Here is a 24,892-nt window from a genome sequence, read left to right as displayed (position 1 = left end):
TCTACTATTGTGGCCGACAATATAATTGCGGCGAAAGATTTGATTGTGACATTGCCTGTTTACATACCCCTCTGGATTCATCTGCAGCATGAACCATTTCACCATTTCCAAGATATATGGCAACATGGGATATATTCCTGTATTTTCCGTTGGCCGAATAAGAATAAAAGATCAAGTCTCCCGGCTGCAGTTCACCATAGCTGACAGTCATTCCTTTGTTTACCAGGCATTCTGCTTCGCTTGCTGCATCCATTCCATTCAGATAAGTAATACCAGCTGCAGCATAACTCCGGTAAACCAGGGAAGAACAATCATACCATCCCGGATCATCTCTTCTGCTTTGGGAATAACCACTTCCTACAGCATTCAGAGCTGCCTGCACGGCAGCATTTCCGGACTCTCCGGCACCTATGCTTTTTTTCCAGGACCAGTCAATCCCACCGGCACCATTTTCGGATGGTGCATAAATGTCAAGCGTCCCATCAAGCTGCGCCAGGCAATCCGCTTTCTCATAGCTCCACCTGGATACGTTCGGTCTGCGGGCGATCATGGCATCATATGCCCTTTCAATAATTTCCCGGTCCGTTGATGCAGATGTTGTTCCATCAAAATATCTTTTCAGGCTTACAACATATTTTCCATCTCTGTTGCCAAAAGAAAGAACGCAGCCTTTCAAAGCATCAGACGCGTTTGTAAAATCAAAACCATAATATTCTGTCAGTGATGTAAGAAGTGGCTGCAGTGTTTGTGTATAGACGTATTCGCACTGGGCTGCCTCAAATGCAATCTTATGTTCTATGCAGATCGAATGCCATGCCCCGTAAAATCCGGCGTTATTTTTTAGTTCTGTGGTCATGCCAAGATATGGTTCAAACGGACCATATGTAGTTGGATCTTTTTCATAGCACCACCGAACAAACGGCCCAAGCTCATAACGATTGTCGAACTGAAATTCACCACATGCATTTCCGCCATCGCCACCAACCTGATCCGGGTTTCCGCCGGATTCATATTTTGCCGCCAGATAACAGGCTCCATCATAAGCGGAAGAAGCACTTTGACGTTCAGCCTTTACCCCAAGAAACAGAAGACTCAAAAGAAGAAAAAGCGAAATAATAGGAAGCAGCAAAAAAACATTGGATGCTATAATTTTAATGATGCCTGCGGATATTTTCGCCGTATTAATGACTCCATGCCGAAGTAGCATCCGCTGTTGATAATCAGCCCTTTTTTTTATCTCTTCTTCGTTCCCGGATAACCGGAGGGATTGAACGGTTGTATGGAAGTTCTTTGTTCTCCGAAACCATTTTAAGGATGCTCTAATTTTTCCCTCTTTACGAGAACTTTTTTCATTCTTTTTTCTTTTGCGGTCATTAGAATCTTTTTCATTCTTTCCTGACTTTTCTGTATCACTTTCTTTCCGATTTTTCTTTTTGGCTTTCCGTTTTTTACTTCCGGAATCATCCTCTGAGTCCTCTTCCTCAGCATGATCCATTTCTTTATTCCATTCCTCTACCGCCTGGGACGGTTTTATTTCCTGCCTATCTTTATCTTCTGCCGGATTTTTTTCAGATGTTTTTTCTGTATGTTCCTTATTTTTTATTTCCTTCTTCTGATTGGACGTTTTCTCCTCATCTTCACCAAGAGTTTCCTTTTTCTCTTCTGTTGAAGATTCTTCTGAAATTTCACTATCTTCCGAAGTATTTTTACTCGTGATTTTTTCTTTTTTTCGATTCTTTTTTAATTTTGTCAGATATATAAGTGTTTTTGATTTTTTTAAATCATTCTGGGAGTCCGGCTCATCATCTTCAACCTCTTTTTCTACATTCGCTGCTGTCATACCATGCAGCATGGATGCAGTATTCAAACTTTGATGCTGCTGTCTGAAAGTTTTACTCTGGTTGGATGATAATTCTTCCCCTTTAGAATCTTGTACTGTGGATGATTGTATCCTGCCAATCGTATATTTTCGGCTGAAATCCTTCTTTTTTTCTCTCTCATCCGTATTACTTTCTTCCTCTTCTTGTTGAAAAAGTGTCGGTTTTCCAGACAACGGATTTCCGTTTCGCTTCTCCTCTATTCCAATGCCCTGTGTGTTTTCTGTATCTTGCCGCCGCAGATATTTCCACATGGCCAGACGCATACTTTGTCGTTTTTCTTCTTTTATGTCATTATTTTCCGACATTTCCAGCTGTTCAGTATTCGGGATGGAAGCTCTCATCTTGGCTGCAGCATATTTTTTACCGTGATTTTCCTGAATCCGATTCTCTGATGCAGCCTCAATATTATCTTCCCGTTCTGAACCTGTACTTTTTAAAATAAAATGGGTTGTTTGTTGCTTCTCTTCTGCATGGGAACGTCCCGCTTCTGTTTGCACATATTTCTGTGTTGCCAGTCTTATACTTTTCAACTGCTGTTCCCGGGCAACTTGTCTGTCCGGTTTTTCTGGTATTTTATACGTCTCTGAAACAGGTGCATGGAACTGTGCAGCTTTCGCCTCATATTTTTCACTGGAGCCATTATATACAGGCTGTTCCGGTACATAATTTGATTCATTCTTATACCACAGGATTTCCGGTTGTACAGCAGCCTGTTCCGTATGTCCAGTGTTTTCCGGCAAGATACTTTGTGTATTTACTTGATTTTCCGGCTGCAAATATTTCTGCGTCGCCAGACGCATATTTTGCAGCTGTTGTTCCCGCGTAATATGGTTTCCTGTTATTTCCTGCGTTTCAGAGTGGCTCATAACAGATCGTATCTCTGACGCAGTATAGATTGCAGAAGTAGCACTGTGTACCGTCTTTTCCACAGATCCTGTTTTAACTTCCCGCTGTTTTGCCTGCCATGCAACTTCCGTGTGCTTGTCTTTTGGTGTCATGCGTTATCCTTCCTTTAGTTTTCCGGCATACGGTAACAACCTTGGATCTTTTCGATATATCCTTTTTTCACAAGAGATTCCAGTATCTCTTCTGCCTGTTTATTGGAAACACCGCATAAAATTCCGGCACCATAGCAATCCAGCCATTCATCACATTCGTCAGCTTCTTGTACTTTATGGTACATGAACAGCTCTTCTTCACTGATTGGCTCTTCTACTTCGCCATTTAAAAGCTCAACAGACTCTTTGTCTGGATCAGTGTCAAATGTTGACACCGAGTCTCTGTTTTCATCCGTGTCAATCTTTGACACGGATTCCAGATCATCTTCATGTTCATCTTGATCCGCTTCCTGGCTGTAAAATACGTTCCGATTTTCGGCAGCGGCTTCATGGAAGTTTGTACTGTAGAAATGATACAGCGGATTGTCCCGGCTAATCGTCGAATCACACTGCAAAATATGCCCGCCCCAGACAATCAAACTCTGGCCCGGTGTCGGATCAGAAAGCGCTTCAAACTCTTTCTGTGATAACTCCATAATCTGCAGCAATTCGTTCCGATCATCACCGGCCTGGTCAAGCAGCACCTTGAAATCGGAGTTTGATACAATCTCCATAATTTTCCGGTTGGCCGTTGCTGCTGAAACGTTCTGCAGACAGATCGTACAGATACCACCAAGTTTACGGTACGTCAGATACGCCTTTTCCAGCTCATTACAACTTGTCTCATGGCGGCAGACATATTGAGCCTCGTCAACGATAAAATGCGTTGCCCTTTGCTGTTCAACGTTGTAGGAAAAACGCTGCGTTAAAACATGCATGATTGTTATCATCAGCGGTTCCCACATCAATTCAGGGATATTTTTCATTCCAAATGCAACAAACCGGCTGCTGGTAGACAGTGTACTTTGTCCTTCCAATGTCAAAAAGCTATGCTTTGTATAAGCCTCCAGTGATCCATACAAATCACGCGCTTCCGGTTCCCGCTGTTTCTGGAAAATTGCTTCCAAATCAGAAAGCACCGGGGATATCGGTTTCTTTTTTGAAAACGTATTCTGATATAATTCCTCAACGCACCGGTAAATCAACGATTTATGGATACCGTTTGGACGTATACCGGTCATGATACTGTACAGAAATGCTTCCATATACTGCAGCTGGGAAAGGATATATTCTTCACGGCCCTTTGCATTCTTTTGCAGCAAAGATTCCGGAATCTCAAGAGGGTTCAGGCGCAGATCCGGATCAGAAAGATCAAAATACTGACCGCGGAATCTCTGGGTGATTCCCTTCATCTCATTCTGCGGATCAATCAGGAAAATATCATCTGTACTGTTAATCAATGTTTGTCCGATTTCCGTAATTTTCAGCAGCATGGACTTTCCAGAACCAGTGTGGCCAAAAATAACACCATTACTGTTTTTCAATGTCTTTCGGTTTCCAATGATCGGATTTCTGGTTTTTTTATTTATACCATACCATGTTCCGCCAGGCTGGATCAGATCCCAGGAATAGAATGGCTGGAATGCCAGATAAGAACTTGTCAGGACGGAACGCATATTATTTACACGCCTCGCTCCGATCGGAAGCAACGTATTCAGTGCCTGAATTTGCTGATCGTAGTAAGGAACAATCTGTATAGAATGTTTCCGGCAGCGGCGTCTGACTTCTGCCGTGTTTGCATCCAGTTCCTCTTTATTTGCTCCACGCACTGCCAACAGGATTCCTACATAGAAGCCATTTTCATCATCTTCCTCGATCTGATCCATATATTTTTTCAGATTGGCCTGCTTCTTTTTCTTTGCATAGGACGGCTCACTATAGAAGTTACCCATACTTGCATTGGCCTGTACTTCCTGCCCGATCGCATTTTCATTGTAGAAATTCGTGTTGCTGATTTTTCCACGTAACACTTCCCGTGGGATATATGCCGTATCTATGGTAAGGCAGGTATAAAACGGAAAATCTGTCAGTTCAAAAATCAACTTTTCTTCATTCAATCTGGTTGGCAGAACCGCAGCAAAAAGAATCCGCATACACTCTTCATCAAATTCCATGTAGCTTTTGTGATTCCGCACAGAATGTGGAAGGATTGAATTGCGAAAATCTCTTCCGGCCTGTACCATATCCTGAAACGGAAGAATAAAACTTTCCTCTCCATCATCTGTGAAAAAGTAATTTCTGATTTTCTGAAACCGCTGCACAGCGTTTAAAGGAACCAATTCCGAACCCATTGCATGAAAGATTGGAAGTGCTGTATGCTCGAATGTATCAAACCATCCTTCCGCTTCTTCTATTGACCGGCAATTTGCACTCACAGTCAAATAACGCTGTTTTCGAACGTTTTCCTGTCCCTTTTCAAGAGATTTTTTAATCATTTCGTTATTGTAGCGGGCCAGCTCTGGATACTCACTTTTATTTTCATCCTGCAACAGAGATTTCTGGAAATTTGTTACGTCCCGTGGTTCACACTGTATTGTGATCTTGAAATCTGTGTCCATGGAATTTAGAAATTTCCGTAGTTGAAACAGGATGCCGTCTTTTTGCTGCTTGTCCTGATCCACATAGTTTAAGTCTGAAAAAGAATACACACGATCAAATTTTCTCCGCTTTTTCCCTGCCCCGTTATTCGGTTCTATTTCAAATATTCCATTTTCGTGTACACCTGCAATATCCAGCATTTGTTGAATACTGGCCGGTGTCTGGTAAACTGGCTGTGTACATTTTTTATATCGGATAAATTCCTCATTCGAAAAAAATCCCATTCTGTTCCATCCTTTCCAAGTCTATAAAAAAGTCGGGATTTTTCCCGATCATTATTTTTCTTTTTTCAAATAATTTTTTCTTGCCTGGTTATATTCGTCACTTTTCCAAACAAGTTTGGCTGTGGACTTTCTGTATTTTCTTGCCCGGTAAAACTCTATTGCAGAAAGCCCGCTACGTGACTTCCATACCTGACTGAAAATGATAGCTGCAGCAACAGCAGTTCCAATCAAAAATGATATATATAAGTTCCATCCAAGTATAAAATACAACAAGATAATGATAATACCACAGGAGACAGCAGAAACGGCCATCACACCTAACTCTCTTGCTGTAAGTCCTTTCCAGATGCTATCCTTATATGCACCAAAATCTTCATTCATGTTTACCATAAGCTATGTCCTTCCTACTATTAAAATCCAAATGCTCTTCGAACCATCGCATCCGTACCAGATACTGATCCCGTTATAATAAGGATACCAAGAATAGCTTGAAGTCCTTCCCATCCTTGTGATCCCAACATTCCGCCCAATATATCTTCTGATGCAGTAGGGAACAGCCCACCGGCATTTATTAAAATTGTTCCAAGTCGCATCATTAGCATGATTCCTGTCATTTCAAACAATGCACAAAGAAATGTACGGACCCAGCTTGATCCGGTATGTCCAATTTCATGTGGGCCTGCATAAGTGGAAAGTGCAAGTGGTGCAACAGCCATATAAAAAAACAATTTAAGGAAAACCCTATAAACCGTCCATAATGTAATAACTGCGCCACCCAGGCAGATAAACAAAAACACAAGGCCAAACAGATTTCCAAAAATAAGTCCGGATCCACTCATTTCCCAGTCATCCCCTACTCTTATAACCAGTGAAGCGGCATCTTCCGGAACAATAATACCAAAAAATGCTTGTTCAATTTCAATCAAAAAAACGAGTATATTCGTGAGATTTAAAAAAACAGCATCCACAAGTGCCAGCTTGATAAAAAACTGGATGCTTGCTTCCATGGTCATTCCGTGTTTAATATCCGTTGTTTCTTTGAAAAAATTAATCATAAAGAAAACACTTACAAGTGTCGCACCTAGAATCTGTAGTGCCAGGAAAATCCGGTATCCTTCATCCCAAAGTTCACCATCTGCCAAACTTTGTGGACTCGTTTGCAGCATATCAAACGCATATGCAATTAATGAATTCCAAACATTGCACCCAAGGGAAAAGAAACCACTTCCCGAAAAAACCGTTTTGAAAAAATCTAATATCTCATTTATCATATTTTCTCCATGAGAAAAAGGAGGATAGCTCCTCCCTTTTCATTATCCCTTCAGAGCAGTTGTAATTACCGGAGCAACCAGCATAACTAACGCACCGCCAATCCCTTTTAAAGATCTTGTAATAGCACCTCCGCCTTCCTGTGCCTGCATGGAAGCTCCAAATTCAAATGCGTGCCATAATAAAATAACACCACCCACAGATTGTACCACAGCGCTGATCAGATTCCATAAAATTTCAAATTTCGCATTTATTGCGGTCGTTGCATCTGCAAAAACCATTGGCGCACCTACTCCCTGCAGGAACATCAAAAACGCAAAGCAAGCCGTATATTCCGTGACTTTTTTCAGTTTCTTTTTTACTTCGATTGGCTTTTTCATATCTTTTACCTCTTTTTGATCTAAAAATAGCCCGCACCAAATTTTGGTGCAGGCCTTATTTTCGTTTGTTCTTTCGTGTCAATCCTTCACACGACATTTTTTAATCGTCATCATCATCATGTTTGTGAAATCTTCCAATTAAAAATGCAATAACACATCCTACCACCGCTATAATCGGGATAATATACTGAATCGGCATTCTCTATTTTCCTCCTTTTTCTTCCTGTTTCAGAACCGGAAACTGGGGCAATCCAGTACACAATTCCAGTCCATTAAATTCTTGTTTTTCAATTATCTGCTGATAATCTACTGTCACAGTGACGAAATATACTTTTTGATTGTTGGCATCCCGGCCTTCCTCTGTATGAAGATGTCCCTGGACAAACACTGTCGTTCCTTTTTTTATTCTCTGAAATGTTATCATTGCCCGTTCTCCAAAGGCGACACAGTACATGTAATCGGAATAAGAACTTTTCGGTCGCTGCACGGCCAGGATGTACCGGCATGTTGGAACTGATCTCCCTCTCCTGTCTTTTTCATAGGAAAATTGTGGGACGCAGGTGCAAACACCCTGGATTTTAATCTGATTCATGTTTGCCCTCCTTATACCAGATTGCCAGTTGTATTTTCTTGACGGTAAGGCAGCCTCCGGTATCGCAGAACTTCCATCCGCAGTAAATCATCCCGCAGGGTTTCTGCATCCATGCCCTCAAATAAAATGTCAAGGGTTGTCTCAAAATCCCGGTAACGGCTGCGCTGGCTGTACGTAAGTGCCTTTTCAATCCTTTCCAGAATCGGACCATTTTCATAAAGTTCCTGCAATTCTAAAAGGGATTGCTGCAGTGTGTCTTTTCGCCGGAAATGTTTTATCATCCGGCTTTTAAATTCTGCCACATCAGCCGGGTTTAACACTTCCGGTTCCGTGTCAATGTTTGACACGGGAACTTCTTCTTTATCATTCGGAAGTTCTTCCGGCGCATTTTCCGTTTTTTCCTCTTCTATGACAGGTATATTCTTTTTTCGTTTCAAATCTGGAACATTTAAAACATTTTTCAGCTTTTTGGTATCAACCCCAAGCTTTTTTTCCAACGGCTCTTCTTGAGTTTCTTCCTTTTTCTGTTTTCGCTCTTGTATTAAACTGATTACAGCTGTTGCTGCAAAACCAAACGCTGCGATCGCAAGCACCGCGGTCATCAAGTAATATGGATTTCCCAAAAATGACTTTATACTTTCCATGGCCGATCTCCTTTACTTGAAATTCCGTGATGCATCTACCGCAAGTTCTACCAGCTCCTCTGCCGAAATTCTTCTGTCATACCATCCGGTCAGAACTGCCGCTTTTTCGTATTCATCATAAGATGCCTTATATTCCGGCATTTCTGCGTTCATCTGGTAGATGACTTCTTTTAAGTTCTTGGTTTCGCGGCGTGGAACACTGATTTCATAGCATGGAATGGAATCAAAGCGGAAATGATAATTCTTTTCGCCACATACCGCATCTACAATAATTCCATCCGTATTATGGCGGGTTGTCACATTTTCGAACTCTGGCAGTGTCAGCAAGTAATTCTGCAGTTCTTCTGCACTTAAATCGTGGCTTTCCGGCTGATTACTGTTTTCTTCCAGCTGTCTCTGTAATTCTTCCTTGTCTTTTGCCTGATCATCCAGATCTCTCTGCAAAGATTTTACCTGCTTATTTAGTTCAATGACTTTTCCTTGGAGTTCTCCATTCCGTTTTCGCAACTTTTCTTCTACTTCCGGATCAGTGCTGCTATCCTCTGCTTTTAACTGCAGGTTCGCAAGTTCAGCTTCCTTTGCATCAAAATCTTTCTGTAATTTTTCCATCTGTTCCGTTTTGGAATCACGTTCTTTCTCTGCCATGGAAAGACGGCTCTGCAATGTTTCAATTTTCGCCTGCAGTTCTGTTTCCTTATCCGTTGGAAGTGACATATCCGGATACAGTTTTAAATTTTCTTGCATCATCTTGAGGTTATCCCTCTCTGCCTGCAGCTCAATACTTAAGTTCTGTGCCTGCAGCTTTTCCATTTGCAGTTCCTGCTGTTTCTTAAGCAGCTCATTTTCCTGTTCCTGCTTTGCTTTCGCCAGGGATTCTTTTGTTTCCTGTTCCCAGGTTTTTAAAGCAGTTTCCTGTTTTTCCATGTCCTCTACTTTAGCTGCAAGAGCATCCTGGATCTGGTCCAGTTCTTTTTCCCGGTTATCCAGATCTGTTGCTTTCTGTTCCTGGCTATTTTTCTGCTTTTCCAATGCATTTGCAAGAGACTGCAGCTGCTTGGAACGGTCATCGAACAGCTTTTCACGTTTTTTATATTGCTCTTCTCGTTCCTGATACAGCTGATTCATTTTTTCGGCCATACTTAATGTATTTTCATCCATGACGTATCCTTTCTTCGGGCGCTTAGCCCAATATCTTTCTTACTCTTTTTTCGTATTGCAGTAAGAAACATCAATACACTCCAACTGCCGATAAAAAAAACGGCAAAAAAACAGATATGATTCCTATCTGCCGTATCCACCGGATCAGCCTTTAAAATCATACCTTCTGTATCTGTGTCAATGTTTGACACCTGTTTTGTGGTTTCCATATCGGTGTCAACGTTTGACACCGCTTGTGGCTTTTCCGTACTCGTGTCAACGTTTGACACCGCTTGTGGCTTTTCCGTACTCGTGTCAACGTTTGACACCGCTTTGGGATTTTCCGTATCCGTGTCAATGTTTGACACCGTTTTGCTGCTTTTCTGTCCCGTGTCAATGTTTGACACGGATTTTTCAGCCCGTTTTCCATTCCATAAGGAAACTCCGGTTCCGCAGAGCAGCAGGCAAGCCAAAATCATACAAATTCTGGCTCTTACTTTTGCTTTAAGACGCTTCCTTTTCCGCATTCGCGACCTCTTTCTGGGCAACCGTAACGGCGTGTATAACCAATCTGTAAGGACTGGAGCCATCACCTACGCAGGTGGATAAAGTAAAAACTTTCTCCTTTCCGGTCGGGGCAATATTACAGTCATATTCCGCATTCTGTACGGTTTCTGCAATCCATTGTTTCCATTCCTCGCTGTCACCTTTATATCCCAGTGTAAAAACATCACTGTCATACCGGGTGCTGTATACGCTGTATATCGCACAGGTATAAGTAGTTTCCGGTGTATAAACATATACATAAGGATAAGTGTTCCGGAAGTCCTTATCATGGTACTTTTTCAGGCTTCCAAACATTTTCCCGGATGCCATGTTATGCCCATATAAAATAATGTGGCTTTCTTCGAAATCTGTTCCGGCAGTTGCAAAAATGGAACCAAGAATATTGCTTTCTCCTGTTACGGTATGGTTCAGGTAATAACTGTTGTCCTCTCCTAAAGCAACCGGATAATCAATGGGTGTTCCGGGAACTGTGATCCATGCCAAAATCTCAGGATTGATCTGCTGTAAATTCTGAAAATCAACTATTCTTTCCATATTCGGATCTGTTTCCTCTTCCGGCTCATCTGTAGTTGATTCTGTGTTTTCTTCATCTGTTGTATCCGGATTTTGGATATAGCCACTGATAAGGTTCTGCTGTTCCCGGTCGGTTTGTGCTTCCTGCAAAATCCGTGGAAGATAAGACGCACCCAGCAGACATAAAATTGCCAGCAGGACACACCCAGCAGCTTTTCGCATTTTCACGCCTCCCTGTTCTTTAATGAAATACCCGTGTCAAACATTGACACGGGTATAAATCCGGTTTTGCTGGTTACTTTAACGGAATGATGTTCTTAACAGAAGTATCATGCGTTGTAGTTCCCCAGTCATCTTTCTGGTTTTCAAATGTGATGGATGTACCGGTTGGTTTCGCCTTTAAATTTGCATGTACGGAGAAAATTTTATCCGGAGCAACGCCCTTCGCCGGTTCCTGTAATTTTGAAATCTTTACATTCTCTGTTCCGGTAACGTTCACCAGATGATACCGCAGCACATCCTGTTCTGTTACTGTGTAGTCCTCTCCTACCGGGATTTTGTTCCAGGTGACAGAAAGTTCTACATATCCCTGTCCATCGGTATGTGAATTTACGTAATTTTCCGTGAACTCTACATAATTCTGGAAGGTACGGTCTTTCCCATTAATATCTTTTCCTTTTACGGTGAAGATAAAGGTTGGGTTTCCATGCGCCCAGGTAATATCGCTTGCTTTAATTTTCTTTACTATGGTAAGGTCTGCATAGCGCATATCCTTCATGGTGATGGTCTGCGTATCTGCTTTGCTTTCCAGCGTAAAGGTAATTGGATCAGCAAGTTTATAATAATCCGGGGCCTGATCCTCACGTAAAGTATACTGACCCGGTTTCAGTTTTTCGATCCGGTGCGGTGTGCTTCCGGATGTCCAGCTTTCTACCAGACGGCCATTGCTATCCAGAAGAGAAAGTTTCGCTCCGGAAATATTCTCTCCGGTACCGGAATCTACTTTTGCAAGATCCAGTTTTGTATAATCATTTTCTACCGTGATTGTCAGGTTTGACTGCCCATTGACTTTTCCGTCGGATACTGTGAAATCTTTCACTGCATTATCCAGTACGTATCCATCTTTGGTTGCCGTTTCCTGGTAATGCCAGGTTCCATCCTTCACACCATCAATCGTGATCCGTCCATTGCTATCTGTTTTCTGCGTTTTATCATAGCTCTTGTCATCATTCCAGATATGGAACGTAACACCTTCCATGACTGTGCCATCGTTTTTGCTTACTTTCTGCAGAACGATCGCATTTTTCTGGTTCTGTACGGCTACATTGACGCTGGTATGGCTATCATCCAGGGTAACTGCATGTTCTGTAGTATCCAGGACATATCCATCCGGAGCTGTTTTTTCTTTGACAATGTACTGACCAAGTTCCAGTTGTTTGCTGGCTGCCGATCCATTGCCATCTGTAGTTACGGTATCAACTACCGTATTGGCAGCAACCAGGGTTGTGCCTCCGGCTGTCTTAATATCCTTTGCAGCTTTGATTTCAAATACCGCACCGGAAAGTTTTTTATTATTCTCACCGGTTTTTGTGATTGTGATCTGACCGGTTTTTCTGGCATTTGTCGCATCCAGTGTTAAAGTAACAACACCTTCTTTTTCTGCTGTAAACTCATGTTCCCAGGTTCCGGTATATCCTGTCGGATTTTTGGTTTCTACTACTTTGAATTTTCCACCTTCTGAATCTTCTGCATGGAGATTTAATGCTCGATAAGCTTTATACTCATCTTTCCATTCGGCCTTGGTATACGTTACCCACTGGCCGCCTTGCATCTTGTAAACAGTGAATTCTGCGCCTTTTAGGGCTTCTCCTGTTGTTTCATCTGCCTTTTTGATGACAAGGTCAACATTTTTGGTCTGATGCATAACCATTTCTGATGTATAACCAAACTCAGAAGTATTCCATACGTGCCAATCTGTTGCCTCGGTCCGGCTTGATCCTTTCCATCCATTAAATATGGCATCCCCACCAGTAAATGTAAAGTCTTTTGGATATGATTGCACTGTGGTAAGTCCCTTACCTGGACCGTCCACATTTTGTATGGTTCCTCCATTATAAAAGACCATAGTCTGAGAATCGCCTTCATATGTGTAAGTAACCCATCCTTCCGGGTTATCCGGTGAAGTACCATCATCTGCATTTGAACCCTTTTTTGCTGACCAGATTGCATCCGTTCTTGCATCATAGATTAGACGATCATCAGCTTCCTTCGTGACATAAATGCCATCGACTTTTCCATCAATATAAAATCCCTGGGAATAGTCCAGATCAGATAAAGTGAAATGTCCCTTAACCTTAAGTGGATTTCCATTTTCATCGTAATATGAAAATCTTACCTTAATCCATTTCAAGCCTTTAATATCAATGACAGGAGTTGCACCGCCTTTTGTATTGTCTACAGAAACAACAACATTGTCTACATCTTCATATCCCGGATACCCGCTGATATTAGTATTCTGCCAGTCCAAAAACCAGATCCGCATGGTAACAGGTAAACCATTCGCATTACCTACATTGGTATACTCTGCATACATCTTTCCTTTTAATCTTTCATATGGAATAAAAGAATGCGTATTTCCACCATTGTCGCTAATATTCGATAGCGGCCACCATTTCGAACACACTTGAGCATATTTTTCACCATTAACGCAAAACTGATTATCCCATTTCGTACCATCTGTACTACCGAATGAAACCTTTGTGTTTGCTCCAATGACTGGCGTAAAATTGTAGGTTCCGTCAATCGTGCTGTTTGTATCTACCTTTTTTCCAATGCCAGAATCAACCACAGATGGTAACCCATCCATGCCTGCGCTGACAGCAAAAACATTTTCCGGGAAAGAAATTCCAGTTACCATCAAGGCTGCCATAAGCAGCCCTGACAGTGCCTTTTTCCATCGTTTCACAGTTTTTTCCTCCTCTCTTTCTTCTCTTTACGGGACAGTTTCACGGTTCCAAGAGCCGTTACCGCCGCAATTCCAAGAGGAACAAAAACGTATGGATCTGCAAGACCGGTTTTTGGTGCCGTAGTCTGCGAAATGGCAGGGGACGGTTCGTTTTTGCCCGGTTCTTCAGCACCCTGTACACGGAAAATCCAGTTTACCATGCTTTCCCGTTTTGCATATGCATTTTTCAGTTCTGCCGGTAACTGCAGCGTAAACTGTACCCGCGAATTTTTCCCTGTTTCCAGTGTTCCAAGACTGATTTCCTGATTCAGGGATGCAGCCTGCAAATCACCGTTATACAGGGTTTTTCCGTTTTGCGTGATCGTCAATTTAAACTGTTTTAAAAGGTCAAGTTCTTCATCCGTTAAATTTCCAGGCGTTTCCGTATGGAAGAAAAATTCGGCACTGGTTGCTGTCGTATTGGAAAGCTGAAAACTATCACTGATCGTATCGCCAGGCATTGCCGTCTGTAAATTTCTAAAGAAATCTTCCGGCGCAGCCACCAGCTTTCTGGCAGCCCCTTCATAAGTGACGGACATAGCGGTATACTGTTTTGTCACTTCTGTGATGCTGTTATCCGTCTCATGTACGCACTGTTCAATTTCCGTATCGCCCCATGGGGATTCCGAATTAAAATCCGGTGTAAAGTTTGCTGCCTGCACCGCTTCTGCGGTCACAGTAAGTCCAAGAACCCTGTCCTGTGCTTTTGATGTCCACGCTGCAGGAATCGTTACGTTCTGGAAAAAGTCTGCGGATTCTCCGTTTTTCAACGGCTGCGTATAGTAATAATACTCTCCCTGTTTTACCCAGACATCGGAAATTCCATCCAGCTCTTCATCACTTAAGACATACTCCACAGATGTTTCGCCGTTCTGGTCATCAGAAGGTGTTTCCGTAGGTTCCGGCGTTGTCTCCGGTTCCTCTGGTTCTACCTGTGCTGGTGTTGTTTCTTCTGTTGCGTTCGGCGTTTCCGTGGTTTCTGGATTTTCATCCTGCCTTTTCGTGTCAATGTTTGACACCATTTCTGAATTTTCCGTTCCCGTGTCAATGTTTGACACGGAGTCCGCTGCCTCTCCGGAATAAGTGGTTTTCACCCGGATATAGCAGGTTTCTGCGTAATTTGTGATTCTCGGAATTTTCGAAATGGTCTGGGAAGGAAGAACAATTCCCTCTTTCGGTCCTGCATAAACTTTTTCCGTATTACCATCTTTTTCGTATTCCTGGATTCCAATGTTTACATCACCGGTACTGATGTGGTTTGTAACGGTAACGCTGTCCTGATAGTAAGCATATGATCCACTGATGGTACTTACTGCCGTGACCAGAATTCCGGCTGCTATTGCAATTTTCCTTTTCATTACTGGCCACCTCCTCCAAACCGTTTCCATGCGTCCTGATAAGAAGTGTATTCCTTCTGACCATCTGTTGTCTGAACGGATTCCTCGTAAACTGTTACTTCCAGGTTATCCTGCTCATATTCATCTGCAACAGTAACCCCCGTAAACAGATAAGTTGTTGTTCCTCCAACCGGAACAGCTTTTTTGTAATAGTAATAGCCATCATTTCCCTTGACCCAGTTTGTGGTATCAAGTCCCGTGAACTCTTTTACAGGTTCACTGCATGTAATATATGCCCGGACATAGCAAGGTACATCTCCTGTATTTTTTGCCCTGACTTTTTTTACTACTGATCCGCTGGATGGAACCGGTGTCGGTGTCGGAAAATCCTCATCCGGAATAATGGTGTTATTTCCAGTCCTGATAATGTTTACTACTTCATCATGGTCCGTCTGGTAAGCAGAAGATCCCGATATTGCGGTGGCTGCTGCAAGAAAACCGCAGCAGCACATTCCGGCAATTGACAGCATTCGTTTTTTCTTTTTTTTCATGCTGTTTTCCCTTCTTTTTCAGAACAGTCCGGATGGCTTTCCGGACTGTTCTGAAAAGTATTCTTATGATAAAGTGTTGTTTCCATCCTGTTCCGGCTCAACCTGAACATCATCTGGGGTATTTGTTTTGTTTTCATCCGATGCTGCATTTCCGTTTCCATCAACGGTTGTAACCCCATTATTTCCGCTTTCGTCAGACTGCGGAGTCGTGATCTGTCCTGCCTGGCCCTGGTTCTGCAGTTCATATTTTTTCCATGCGGAAGCTGCTTTCTGTGGAATCGTGGTTCCTTCTCCGGTGTTGAGTTCCTGGATTGCATAGTAATGTACCGGCACATTCAGATCTTTTCCATCCAGCTGTCCCTCTACAATATTGGCAGCTGTCAGGCTTGTAAAGATCGGATCTGTTGTTTTTCCCGGTGCAAGTATTTCGTTATAGCTGTAGGTGTAAACCATATTATCTCCTACACGCTTGTTGTACATCAGAGTCCATTTCTTAGAAACATTGTTCATGGAGAACAGCTCTGTATCTTTTGCAACGCCTCCATTCAAACGGTTACCTGCAGCATTAACAGTAATCACCTTTGCAATCGGGATAGAAACATCCAGATATACATAAGCATCATTTTTTCCAACATTTTCGATCTGCGGGTCTTTTTTGATTACCTGGGTCGGAACGATATTGTTGGTTTTTCCATCATTATCCGGTGTGTAGTTCGGCTCATGGCCAACGATGTCTACTTTACCTACAGAAAATTTGTTGGTTACAGAATCATGATCTGTCAGATATGCCATGGATGATCCAACGGCCAGTGCGCCGCATAGTGCTGCTGCTGTAAAAAATGCTGCTACTTTTTTCTTTGTCATAATCGTAATTCTCCTTTTTTTCTTTTTGTTTTTTTTACCTGTTCCCGTTCCTTTGGTTCAGGTCTTTTCTCCGGAAAATAGAAAACCAGAAGCATAAACAGCGCCAGAAAACCTACGGTTAAAAACATGTGGTTTTTAGCCCACATGAATCCGTAGCCCAAATATGGAATGCAGAACAGATATGTTCCGCGAATGTTTTCTGCCGGAATGGTTCCGGAATCCGGATCTGTGTTTGCATCCCCTTTTGTCTGGTATCCCTCTTCTGTTTTTGACAAAATCCGGTGAGTCACCAGATCCCCGTGCCTCTCAAACGTAGCAATATTTCCTGGACGTACATCCCTCTTCGATGAATCCACAACTGCCACTGATCCTGTGGGAATCACAGGTTCCATAGAACCTGACAGAATCACATAACCCCTTAAATCACGGCACTGATAACAGGTAATACCAAGCACCATACAAACCAGAATCCATAGGAATGCGTGTATTACTTTTGTTTTCATTTTTCCTCTCTCTCCTTTTTTACTTTTTGTTGCCACTTTTTCCGTGCAACGGCGTCACCCCCTAAAAATGGGCATAAAAAATACACCAGCCCATGAAAACCATGTTCTGATGCATGAAAGCCCATTTTTCTTTTTTCCGTGTCAATCATTGACACGAGCAATTGAAAGATTTTTTTGTCCTACCTGCTGTCCCTTCTGTTTTCCTTCTTTTGCAAGTATAACATAGCATACCTTTCTGTGACGTGCAATATGACATTTTTTTGAAAAACATGACATTTTCTCAAAAAACATGACATTTTTTCAAAAGATATGACATTTTTTCAAAAAAGATGACATTTTTATAACTGCCTTTTTTCTAAAAAAGGGATGCACAAAGTTCTGCGCATCCCCCGTACTGCTTGACTTTTTTCGTCCGGCAGCTTATAATCAAATCAGAAGCAATCAAGGATATACCAGTGTCGGTGGTTGCCTTTCTGAAATAATCTAAATTATTACAAAGAGCAACAAGAGACATAGGCTATCCCCTATTTGCGGTAGGGAATAGCCTTCTTTCTACTTGCGGTGGAAGTTTATGTAAGATAACGCCGCAAAAACAACAAGTAAAAGCGTCAACACTTCCATTGTATTCATTGGCATTACCCCCTTTCTGTTTTCAGAAAGGACAACCACCAGACTATCCCTATCACGTTCTGATCTGATTAGATTCAGTATAGCATATCATCGACTATTTTACTACCTCTTCGACATACAAATCCCCTCTCGCAATTCGTCTACGAGAGGGGATTCTTTTTTATCGGATAAAGTAGTTTGTAATCTGATAATAATCGTTTTCTGTCATGCCGAGTACATCACTCATACCATCGTCCATATGTTCCCAGGTTGTTGCATAATCATAATCTTGATCTGAGAAGGAAAATACAGCTGAGAAATTCACAATCTTTCTTCCGTTATACTCCTGCGGTTGTCCATACATTACAGCGATTGCTCCATATGCATTATAATCATCCATCTGGTTTGCTTTATGGCCTGGAGAGGACATCCAAAGGTTGAAGATCTGGCGGGCAAGATCATCGGAATCTGTATATGACAGACCACCGCCGCAGCCGTTCTGTCTGCCACCATGCAGGGCCAGATTATCGGAAGTTCCATATCCTGGCTGTGTGATTGATCTCATGATATGGTATCCGGCAGCGGCAACGCTTCTCGGATAACAATGTTTTTCATCCCAAATCATAGCTGCATGTCCTTCTTTGACACGTTCTTCATTTACCAGGTCGAAAATCTTTCTGGAAACTTCCTGATCGTAAACGGTCATTCCAAGAGCCTCTTCGTTGGTATATGGGATATTAATTTTTACTTCTACGTATCTTCCAACAACACCTCCGTCTGGCTTAGATCCCATTGCATCAGCTGAGATAATAACTTTTCGCATACCATTTTTTTTATGAACGGTTACAAGTCCATTTTCATCTACGCTTGCTACTTCTGGATCATCCGAAGTCCATTTTACCGCTTTGTTGGTTGCATTTTCCGGATATACGGTTGCGGCCAGCTGCAGTGTCTGTCCAACTTCAGTTAATTCCAGATTACTGTTCGGTGTAATTGTTACGCTTGTTGCATAAACGGTTTCTGCTGGTGTCTCTGTTGGCTTCGGTGTCTCTGTCGGCTTTGGCGTTTCCGTCGGTTTTGGTGTCTCCGTCGGTTTTGGTGTCTCCGTTGGTTTTGGTGTCTCCGTTGGTTTCGGTGTCTCTGTTGGTTTCGGTGTCTCCGTTGGTTTCGGTGTCTCCGTCGGTTTCGGTGTCTCCGTTGGTTTCGGTGTCTCCGTCGGTTTCGGTGTCTCTGTTGGTTTCGGGTCCGGCTTTGTGGTCAACACACCATCTTTTCCATAATAGTTCCCATTTACCGTCTGATCCGTTACCATCTTGCAATTTGATCCAAAATAATAGGTCTTTCCGGAAATCTTCATCTGCATATCCTTGCAGGCTCCGCCCCAGCTCCGGATATAGTATTTTGCTCCGTTCTCCTCTTTCCAGCATCCGGAAAGCATAATTCCATTTCCGTCTACAAAATACAGGTTATCTTTGTATGTAAAGCTTGTGTTCACTGCCATGGTGCTGTCTGCCTGGAACCAGTACCATTTTCCGCCGGTTTTCAGCCACTCATTCTGATATGCTGCACCGTTATCATGCAGGTAATATTTTTTTCCGTTCCAGGTCTGCCAGCAGTTTTTATAAGCTCCGCCCCAGCTGCAGAAGAAATAGGTTTTTCCCCCGTCCGTGAAAGATTCATTTGCTTTCATAGTTCCGTCTGCGTTCAGATAGTAACGGTTATTGTCCCAGGTCTGCCAACCCGTTGCAATTTTTCCATCTTTTGCCAGTTTCCACTGTCCATCCATCACGATCCACTGCATGTTGGTTACTTCTGCAGCACTATTGAAGGTATACGAACGTCCATTGATCTTTGCAGACCGGCTTTTATAGGCTCCACCCCAGCTGCAGAGATAGCGGATTTTTCCGGTATCATCCAGTCTCCACTCATTGGAGCGCATACTTCCATCACTATTCATGTAGTATTTATTTCCATCCCAGGTCTGCCAGCCCGTTGCAATTTTTCCGTCTTTCACCAGATACCATTTTCCGCCTTTTACAACCCACTGAGAACCCTGTACCTTACTGTCTGCACCGAATGTATAACTTCTGCCGTTGATTCTTGCCTTGCAGTTCAGGTAAGCACCACCCCAGCTGCGGAAGTAGTAAACCGATCCATCCGTATCAATCATCCACTCATTGGCTTTCATGGTTCCGTCTGCATTCAGATAATATTTTTTTCCATCCCAGGTCTGCCAGCCGGTCTGTTTTACACCGTCTTTGTAAAAATACCAGGTTCCGGACTCCTGCGTCCATCCGGTTTTTCCAGCTGCCTGTACTGTCTGGGCAGAAACGGTTGGGAACATATTTGTTGCGGCCGGTGTGCCTACTGCCAGGCTCAGGCCAAGAAGTACCATTGCGATTCTTTTTCTCATACTTTTTTCCTCCGTCCGTGTCAAACATTGACACCGATTTTTCTGTTTGAATTCCGTGTCAACGTTTGACACGGGATTCCTTGTTTTGTTATTTCACTTTTTATTCCGGAATTTCTTCCAGAAGTTCCCCGGTATAATCTTCCCGTTTTCCGAGTTTTACGGCATCGTCCAGTTCGGACTGTTCCATGCATACACTTCCGATCGGGTGGATTCCTGGATCACAAAGAATCAGATACAGATTTCCCTGGTAATCTTCCGCTACATCACCATCCTGCCGGTAGCCAACAAACTCATGCTCAATCGGTATTTCTTCCGGATGCTCCAGATAGAATGGATCAAGCTCTCCCCAGTCCAGTGTGGAAAAATTGAAGTCCGGAAAACGTTCTGCTATTACTTTTTCTGCATTTTTTCGAAGCTCTTTCATGTCCATATGGTTTCTCCCCCTTTTTTATTTCTTTGGATCATATTATCATATTACCTTTCCAATTCCGTAATTACAAGAGTCTTTTGCTATTTTTCATATTGCATTTTTATTACATTCTAATCACCCCTCTGTTTTATCTGCATTTGTTGTTATTGTAATATGGCTTCCGCTGCTGAATGCGGCTTCCATAGATGCCTTTAATGCGTTCAGGATTTCATCTGCACTTTTTGTTCCCCCGTAGAAGCCCGTATTTGCCGTTTCCTGCGATTTTTCTGCATCGTACCGTAAAATGATCGTTAATCCTGTTCCAGCCGTTGCAGCGTCCGAAAACGAGCTTGAAAGGGTTGTCCTGGATGTACAGAAAACGGTAAGTGTTCCACTCAGGAACTTACAGCCGGAAAACAGGTTCCCGCTATCCGTACAGGAAGATGGGATTTCACCAGTTATGGATTCCAGTACGGTACATCCGAAAAAACTGCTGTTCATTTTCTGTGCAGCTGATGGGATATGCACTTCTTTCAGGTTGACGCAGCCATTGCAGATATTCGAGAGTTCCTTCGCACTGTCCGGAATCTGGACAGATGCCAGGGCCACACAGCCGTAATACATAGAATCCATGTTCTCCAACTGCATACAGGCTGTTGTATCGGCTCCCTCGATCAGCGCCGTATCACCGTAAAATGCTTTTTTTGCCTGTTTTATATTCCCCGGAAGTTCCATGGCCTTCTCCAGTGCAGTACACCCTTCTGCGCAGGATGTAATATCTTCCAGCCGGACCGCACCAGACATATCCGGCATACTGGTCATCGCTGTGGCATTTTTGAATGTTTCCACCATGCTTCTCACTGTGTCCGGAATGCGGCACAATGTTTCCAGGTATTCGTCATTTCCTGTAAACCAGTAGTCCATGCTCTCCACTTCAGCCTCCGGATCAATCCAGGTCAGCCGTTGAACGGAATCTTTCTTCCACGGCGCAGAATCTGATTTGAAATTCCGGACGCTTCCTTTTCCGGTTATTTCCAGATCCCCGTTGGAATACAGGACGGCTTCCACATCATCTGGATTTTCCCTGCCAATTTTGTACCGGACACTTTCATCACGGTCAATAAGCACTGTGATCTCTGCCTTGATGTCCGGATATGCCTTGGAGGAAACCTCTACGGTAACACTGTGACCATGTGCCGGCACTTTAGCCGGTGACACGCTGTATGTATCTGCATCCAGAAGCTGTTTCTGTTTCCCGGATATTCCGTATACGCGGAAATTTTTTTCTGAAAGCCGACTTCCGGCAGCATAGCTTTTCTCTGCAGCTTCCACCTTGATCGTTTCCGGTTTTTCCGGTGCAGCTTCTTTTCGAAATTTTGGCAGTACCAAAAATACGACTCCAACAAGAATCAGCAAAATAACAGAAATCAACGCTATGATCCACAAGCTGCTTTTCTTTTTCTGCCTTTTTTTCGCTGGATGTTTTTTTGATACGGCCATTTTTACTCTTTTTTCTTTTCCGTATTGTGCAGGCACTTCAGGATATAACAGATGTGATCTTTATCCAGCTTCAGGAACATGCTTTTTACAATCGAAACAGGACGTTCCTTTCCTCCAATCCGAATTGTTCCTGCATCCGGCGGCAGCATTAGGGTTTCTACAATCAGATCGATCAGTTCATCCACTTCCTGCTTGTTATAGATCGGCGGGTAGTTCTCGTAATCAATATTTTTCCGAATCAGTTCCCGGTAGGCAGATATCCGATCCATCATATCCATCCCATCTCTTTTTGTTCCCCGCTTTATATTATGATGTTAGGGTCAAAACCATAAATAACTTTGTCCTCTATTTCTATAGCACCTTGAAAAATTCATATTTTGTAGTGTAATACCGGATTTCTTCGGATATACGCTGGTATTCCCTTCCTTGATTTTATACAAGTACCGGATTTTGAGCGTAATGTCCTAAACCCTTCACATAGTTGAAGAGTTTTCTGAAATTCAATGCTGCTATCTTGGAACCGAAAAAGAACTTGCCCCGCTGTTTCCCACGAGGTATCTTTTCCAAGTGGTAATTCTTGCGTATATTCGATGGAACAGTTTCCACTCCATTACGCAGCCTTGTATAATTTTTGAATTCTTTGCTATTCATGTTCCGTTGGATTTTCGCACGTTCATGCGCTGCTTTGGATGTTACTATTTTTGCAACCTTCTTAAAGATCTTCGGCTTGCATTGATCCTGCTACGGACAGTTGGCACACTGCTCATGCAGAGAGGAAACGGCACACTGATTGCTTGGTTTCATATAAGAACAGCTTTTCGGTGCATGGCCGGCTGGACATCGGAGGACTTTTGTTCCCTCTTCGTTGAATTCAAAATCAGCAAGGATATCCGGAGCCGGTTTCCCCGTCAGACTTGTGGTAATCAGTTCTACGTTTTTATGAGCTGCAAGTTGCGTGTTTTCTGTTCCACTATATGCTCCATCCGTGACTATAACAGTCCGTTCTTCCTGGTTATCCATCTGCGCAAGGTGCTCCTGGATAAACTGACTGTCACTATGGTTGTTTTGCTCATACTGGTACTCTGTTACAACAGAACCATTGGCTCCAACGGATTCTTCAAGATTAGCAGCATATCCTCGATGCTCTTTTCCTGTGCTTTATTCCGGATTGTCGCTTCAGGGTCAGAAGGATTCTGCAGCATGGTTGATTTCATGCCGCCGTCTTCTTTCGTGCGGAGTCTTCGGTTTTCATTTTCAACAATGGTCTGTTCTGACAGGCATCTGACAAACAGATCATACTCTGTTGAATCATTGTAATCAGACTCACACAGGGCAAGAAGTTTATCCGCATCCGTTAAGAGCTGCTTCATGCGCTCATCTGCATCGGTACTGCGCTGATGATAAATCACTCTGTTAAAATCGTTAGGATCGATATAATGTTTTAAATCGTCAGACAGAGCGGAACCATTGATTTTATTCACATACATCGCCAGCTTTGCAATGCAGGTGTATATCAGTTCCATTCGGCTGAGCCTGCGGACGTTGGATTCGATCATCATGGAATCCATACGCCTGACTTTACCGCTGATTCCCACCAGTTTTGCAATGGAAGCACTTAAATCTTTCACACAATCATGATAAAGATCCTTGTTGTGAAGTGTTTCATAATCATAGCACCTCTTGGGGAAACGGCTTAAGGTCTTGTCACTCAAAGGCTGTTCTTCAAAACTTGTTGTGTGCAGTGCGTACTGAATTCGAAAATCCAGCATAAGATTTTCGACCATCTCGTCATCGGAATAATCAAAAAGCTCTTTGATAATGAGCGCACCAACAATCACGTTGATCGGAGTATTCGGTCTGGATGCCTTATCGCTGTATAAGACAGAAAAACGCTTTTCATCAATGGCAGGAAATATTTCATCGGCAAAGACTTTTGCCCAGGATTTTTCCAATGCTTTTTGTTCTCTGGCAGTTAATCCAGAAAAACTATCTGTAAATGACATTTGCTGGTAAGTATTTTCTTTGAATGACATAGAGATTGCCTTCTTTCCTACTAAGATATCTCTATTATACAGCAAGTAAACCATTTAGGCTTGTATTTACTACAAAATATATGAACTTTTCAAGGTACTATAGAGGGGCTTTTGACCCCAACATCATAGTTTTAAAATAATATAAAGCAAACGGATAAAAATATTTTCTCCGTCATAAACTTCAAAAAGAGAGGGAAAAACTTATGATTTTTTATTTTACCGGAACTGGTAATTCGCTTTGGGCTGCAAAAGAAATTGGAAAAGAGCTGAATCAGCCTGTTGAGAATATTATAAAACAGAAAACAGAAAGCAATTTTTTCTGCAAAGACGATATAATCGGTTTTGTCTTTCCTACCTACATGAGCGATCTGCCATGGATTGTAAAAGAATTTTTATTGAAGTTAACGGTCAATCCTGACTGCTATACTTTTGTCGTCATGACTTCTAACAATGGAAAAAGCGGAAATTCTTTTGTCAGCCTAAGTCAGGCACTTTCCCGCAGCGGTGCAAACCTGTCGGCTGTCTTTGATCTGCAGATGCCAGGCAACTGTTTAATCAGCTCAGAGCAGGAAAATCTGGAACGACTGAAAAAAGCACCGGAACGGTTAAAATCTATCATATCTTTTATAAAAGAACGAAAAACAAACTTTACATCTGACGGAAGTCTGCCAAAAGAAGATTTTGTTACTGCATCGTATTTTTATGGAGGACATTCCTGTGCAGCCTGTTATGCCTGTCTTCACTGGTGTCCCAAGAATGCTACCCTGCTTAAAGTTCCATTTTTGAAACATCGTCCGCAGTATCATCATCCAGATGTAACGCTGGCGGAAATCAAAGAATAAGTCTGTAAACGGCGCCCCGGTCCTGCATCCAAATGATCTGCAGGACCGGGGCGCTTTGCAATTTATGTGCGTGTAAGATGTTGGC

22 protein-coding genes and 1 pseudogene are annotated in these 24,892 nt (G+C 42.7%); 1 reads left to right on the top strand and 22 read right to left on the bottom strand.

Translation table 11 applies throughout. The features are described from left to right. Positions 1 to 4: 4 nt before the first annotated feature. The 22 genes and pseudogenes from DWX32_RS02040 to DWX32_RS20025 form a co-directional block, all read right to left on the bottom strand. A complete protein-coding gene (locus DWX32_RS02040) occupies positions 5 to 2,809 on the bottom strand; it encodes a C40 family peptidase (protein ID WP_158579540.1) in 2,805 nt (934 codons plus the stop codon). A gap of 83 nt (positions 2,810 to 2,892) precedes the next feature. After that, positions 2,893 to 5,640, bottom strand: a complete 2,748-nt coding sequence (locus DWX32_RS02035; protein WP_118659171.1) for a VirB4-like conjugal transfer ATPase, CD1110 family — start codon at positions 5,638 to 5,640, stop codon at positions 2,893 to 2,895. A 51-nt stretch (positions 5,641 to 5,691) separates the two neighbouring features. Next, on the bottom strand, positions 5,692 to 6,030 hold the full coding sequence (locus DWX32_RS02030; RefSeq protein ID WP_117805197.1) for a PrgI family mobile element protein: 339 nt from the start codon (positions 6,028 to 6,030) through the stop codon (positions 5,692 to 5,694). Between the two features lie 20 nt (positions 6,031 to 6,050). After that, positions 6,051 to 6,911 carry a hypothetical protein gene (locus tag DWX32_RS02025; protein WP_118659170.1) on the bottom strand — a complete coding sequence of 287 codons (861 nt, stop codon included), beginning with the start codon at positions 6,909 to 6,911 and terminating at the stop codon, positions 6,051 to 6,053. Positions 6,912 to 6,953: 42 nt separating this feature from the next. After that, positions 6,954 to 7,289: a hypothetical protein gene (locus tag DWX32_RS02020; RefSeq protein ID WP_118594779.1), complete on the bottom strand. Its 336-nt coding sequence runs from the start codon at positions 7,287 to 7,289 to the stop codon at positions 6,954 to 6,956. A gap of 202 nt (positions 7,290 to 7,491) precedes the next feature. Next, on the bottom strand, positions 7,492 to 7,881 hold the full coding sequence (locus tag DWX32_RS02015; protein ID WP_118594778.1) for a single-stranded DNA-binding protein: 390 nt from the start codon (positions 7,879 to 7,881) through the stop codon (positions 7,492 to 7,494). Positions 7,882 to 7,892: 11 nt separating this feature from the next. After that, positions 7,893 to 8,525, bottom strand: a complete 633-nt coding sequence (locus tag DWX32_RS02010) for a hypothetical protein (RefSeq protein ID WP_118659169.1) — start codon at positions 8,523 to 8,525, stop codon at positions 7,893 to 7,895. A gap of 12 nt (positions 8,526 to 8,537) precedes the next feature. Beyond that, entirely contained in the window at positions 8,538 to 9,683 is a 1,146-nt protein-coding gene (locus tag DWX32_RS02005) for a hypothetical protein (RefSeq protein WP_118659168.1), read from the bottom strand. Further along, positions 9,665 to 10,030, bottom strand: a complete 366-nt coding sequence (locus DWX32_RS02000) for a hypothetical protein (protein ID WP_147398468.1) — start codon at positions 10,028 to 10,030, stop codon at positions 9,665 to 9,667. The genes DWX32_RS02005 and DWX32_RS02000 overlap by 19 nt, the downstream gene beginning before the upstream one ends. 136 nt (positions 10,031 to 10,166) lie before the next feature. Further along, positions 10,167 to 10,964 (bottom strand): class B sortase, encoded by a 798-nt coding sequence (gene srtB / locus DWX32_RS01995; RefSeq protein WP_117805203.1) that lies wholly within the window; start codon positions 10,962 to 10,964, stop codon positions 10,167 to 10,169. 73 nt (positions 10,965 to 11,037) lie between these two features. Beyond that, on the bottom strand, positions 11,038 to 13,707 hold the full coding sequence (locus tag DWX32_RS01990) for a SpaA isopeptide-forming pilin-related protein (RefSeq protein ID WP_118659166.1): 2,670 nt from the start codon (positions 13,705 to 13,707) through the stop codon (positions 11,038 to 11,040). After that, a complete protein-coding gene (locus DWX32_RS01985) occupies positions 13,704 to 15,104 on the bottom strand; it encodes a hypothetical protein (protein ID WP_118659165.1) in 1,401 nt (466 codons plus the stop codon). The genes DWX32_RS01990 and DWX32_RS01985 overlap by 4 nt, the downstream gene beginning before the upstream one ends. Then, on the bottom strand, positions 15,104 to 15,634 hold the full coding sequence (locus tag DWX32_RS01980; protein ID WP_022461030.1) for a hypothetical protein: 531 nt from the start codon (positions 15,632 to 15,634) through the stop codon (positions 15,104 to 15,106). The genes DWX32_RS01985 and DWX32_RS01980 overlap by 1 nt, the downstream gene beginning before the upstream one ends. Positions 15,635 to 15,697: 63 nt before the next feature. Next, positions 15,698 to 16,498 (bottom strand): TasA family protein, encoded by an 801-nt coding sequence (locus tag DWX32_RS01975; RefSeq protein WP_022461031.1) that lies wholly within the window; start codon positions 16,496 to 16,498, stop codon positions 15,698 to 15,700. Beyond that, a complete protein-coding gene (locus DWX32_RS01970; protein WP_117812927.1) occupies positions 16,495 to 17,001 on the bottom strand; it encodes a signal peptidase I in 507 nt (168 codons plus the stop codon). Before DWX32_RS01970 ends, DWX32_RS01975 begins: the two co-directional genes overlap by 4 nt. Positions 17,002 to 17,791: 790 nt before the next feature. Then, a complete protein-coding gene (locus DWX32_RS01965) occupies positions 17,792 to 20,023 on the bottom strand; it encodes an Ig-like domain-containing protein (RefSeq protein WP_118659164.1) in 2,232 nt (743 codons plus the stop codon). A gap of 100 nt (positions 20,024 to 20,123) precedes the next feature. After that, positions 20,124 to 20,453, bottom strand: a complete 330-nt coding sequence (locus tag DWX32_RS01960) for a hypothetical protein (protein WP_055265160.1) — start codon at positions 20,451 to 20,453, stop codon at positions 20,124 to 20,126. A gap of 114 nt (positions 20,454 to 20,567) precedes the next feature. Beyond that, complete coding sequence (locus tag DWX32_RS01955; RefSeq protein WP_158579539.1) at positions 20,568 to 21,821, bottom strand: leucine-rich repeat protein; 1,254 nt, start codon at positions 21,819 to 21,821, stop codon at positions 20,568 to 20,570. A gap of 113 nt (positions 21,822 to 21,934) precedes the next feature. Next, positions 21,935 to 22,237, bottom strand: coding sequence for a DUF6017 domain-containing protein (locus DWX32_RS01950; RefSeq protein WP_330378103.1), 303 nt, complete (start codon positions 22,235 to 22,237; stop codon positions 21,935 to 21,937). A gap of 127 nt (positions 22,238 to 22,364) precedes the next feature. After that, positions 22,365 to 22,658: pseudogene (locus DWX32_RS20680) on the bottom strand (transposase); the annotation flags it as partial. Positions 22,659 to 22,673: 15 nt separating this feature from the next. Further along, a complete protein-coding gene (locus DWX32_RS20030; protein WP_227093454.1) occupies positions 22,674 to 22,952 on the bottom strand; it encodes a hypothetical protein in 279 nt (92 codons plus the stop codon). A gap of 65 nt (positions 22,953 to 23,017) precedes the next feature. Then, positions 23,018 to 23,965, bottom strand: coding sequence for a transposase (locus DWX32_RS20025; RefSeq protein ID WP_227093453.1), 948 nt, complete (start codon positions 23,963 to 23,965; stop codon positions 23,018 to 23,020). Positions 23,966 to 24,168: 203 nt separating this feature from the next. Between DWX32_RS20025 and DWX32_RS01940 the strand changes: the two genes are divergently transcribed. Continuing rightward, entirely contained in the window at positions 24,169 to 24,807 is a 639-nt protein-coding gene (locus tag DWX32_RS01940) for an EFR1 family ferrodoxin (protein WP_118594765.1), read from the top strand. Positions 24,808 to 24,892 lie beyond the last annotated feature (85 nt).

The organism is Blautia sp. AF19-13LB (assembly GCF_003479105.1).
Taxonomy (GTDB): Bacteria; Bacillota; Clostridia; order Lachnospirales; family Lachnospiraceae; genus Fusicatenibacter; species Fusicatenibacter saccharivorans.
Note: the sequence above shows the minus strand (reverse complement) of the source record. Positions and strands in the feature narration are given on the sequence as shown.

What these genes read in the sequence shown, in the direction of transcription:
- srtB (WP_117805203.1), bottom strand. Translation starts at nt 10,964, where the DNA reads ATGCGAAAAGCTGCTGGGTGTGTCCTGCTGGCAATTTTATGTCTGCTG.
- DWX32_RS02020 (WP_118594779.1), bottom strand. Translation starts at nt 7,289, where the DNA reads ATGAAAAAGCCAATCGAAGTAAAAAAGAAACTGAAAAAAGTCACGGAA.
- DWX32_RS20025 (WP_227093453.1), bottom strand. Translation starts at nt 23,965, where the DNA reads ATGTCATTCAAAGAAAATACTTACCAGCAAATGTCATTTACAGATAGT.
- DWX32_RS01970 (WP_117812927.1), bottom strand. Translation starts at nt 17,001, where the DNA reads ATGAAAACAAAAGTAATACACGCATTCCTATGGATTCTGGTTTGTATG.
- DWX32_RS01985 (WP_118659165.1), bottom strand. Translation starts at nt 15,104, where the DNA reads ATGAAAAGGAAAATTGCAATAGCAGCCGGAATTCTGGTCACGGCAGTA.
- DWX32_RS01940 (WP_118594765.1), top strand. Translation starts at nt 24,169, where the DNA reads ATGATTTTTTATTTTACCGGAACTGGTAATTCGCTTTGGGCTGCAAAA.
- DWX32_RS02010 (WP_118659169.1), bottom strand. Translation starts at nt 8,525, where the DNA reads ATGGAAAGTATAAAGTCATTTTTGGGAAATCCATATTACTTGATGACC.
- DWX32_RS02015 (WP_118594778.1), bottom strand. Translation starts at nt 7,881, where the DNA reads ATGAATCAGATTAAAATCCAGGGTGTTTGCACCTGCGTCCCACAATTT.
- DWX32_RS02005 (WP_118659168.1), bottom strand. Translation starts at nt 9,683, where the DNA reads ATGGATGAAAATACATTAAGTATGGCCGAAAAAATGAATCAGCTGTAT.
- DWX32_RS02025 (WP_118659170.1), bottom strand. Translation starts at nt 6,911, where the DNA reads ATGATAAATGAGATATTAGATTTTTTCAAAACGGTTTTTTCGGGAAGT.
- DWX32_RS01975 (WP_022461031.1), bottom strand. Translation starts at nt 16,498, where the DNA reads ATGACAAAGAAAAAAGTAGCAGCATTTTTTACAGCAGCAGCACTATGC.
- DWX32_RS01965 (WP_118659164.1), bottom strand. Translation starts at nt 20,023, where the DNA reads ATGAGAAAAAGAATCGCAATGGTACTTCTTGGCCTGAGCCTGGCAGTA.
- DWX32_RS02035 (WP_118659171.1), bottom strand. Translation starts at nt 5,640, where the DNA reads ATGGGATTTTTTTCGAATGAGGAATTTATCCGATATAAAAAATGTACA.
- DWX32_RS02030 (WP_117805197.1), bottom strand. Translation starts at nt 6,030, where the DNA reads ATGGTAAACATGAATGAAGATTTTGGTGCATATAAGGATAGCATCTGG.
- DWX32_RS01960 (WP_055265160.1), bottom strand. Translation starts at nt 20,453, where the DNA reads ATGGACATGAAAGAGCTTCGAAAAAATGCAGAAAAAGTAATAGCAGAA.
- DWX32_RS01980 (WP_022461030.1), bottom strand. Translation starts at nt 15,634, where the DNA reads ATGAAAAAAAAGAAAAAACGAATGCTGTCAATTGCCGGAATGTGCTGC.
- DWX32_RS20030 (WP_227093454.1), bottom strand. Translation starts at nt 22,952, where the DNA reads ATGGATAACCAGGAAGAACGGACTGTTATAGTCACGGATGGAGCATAT.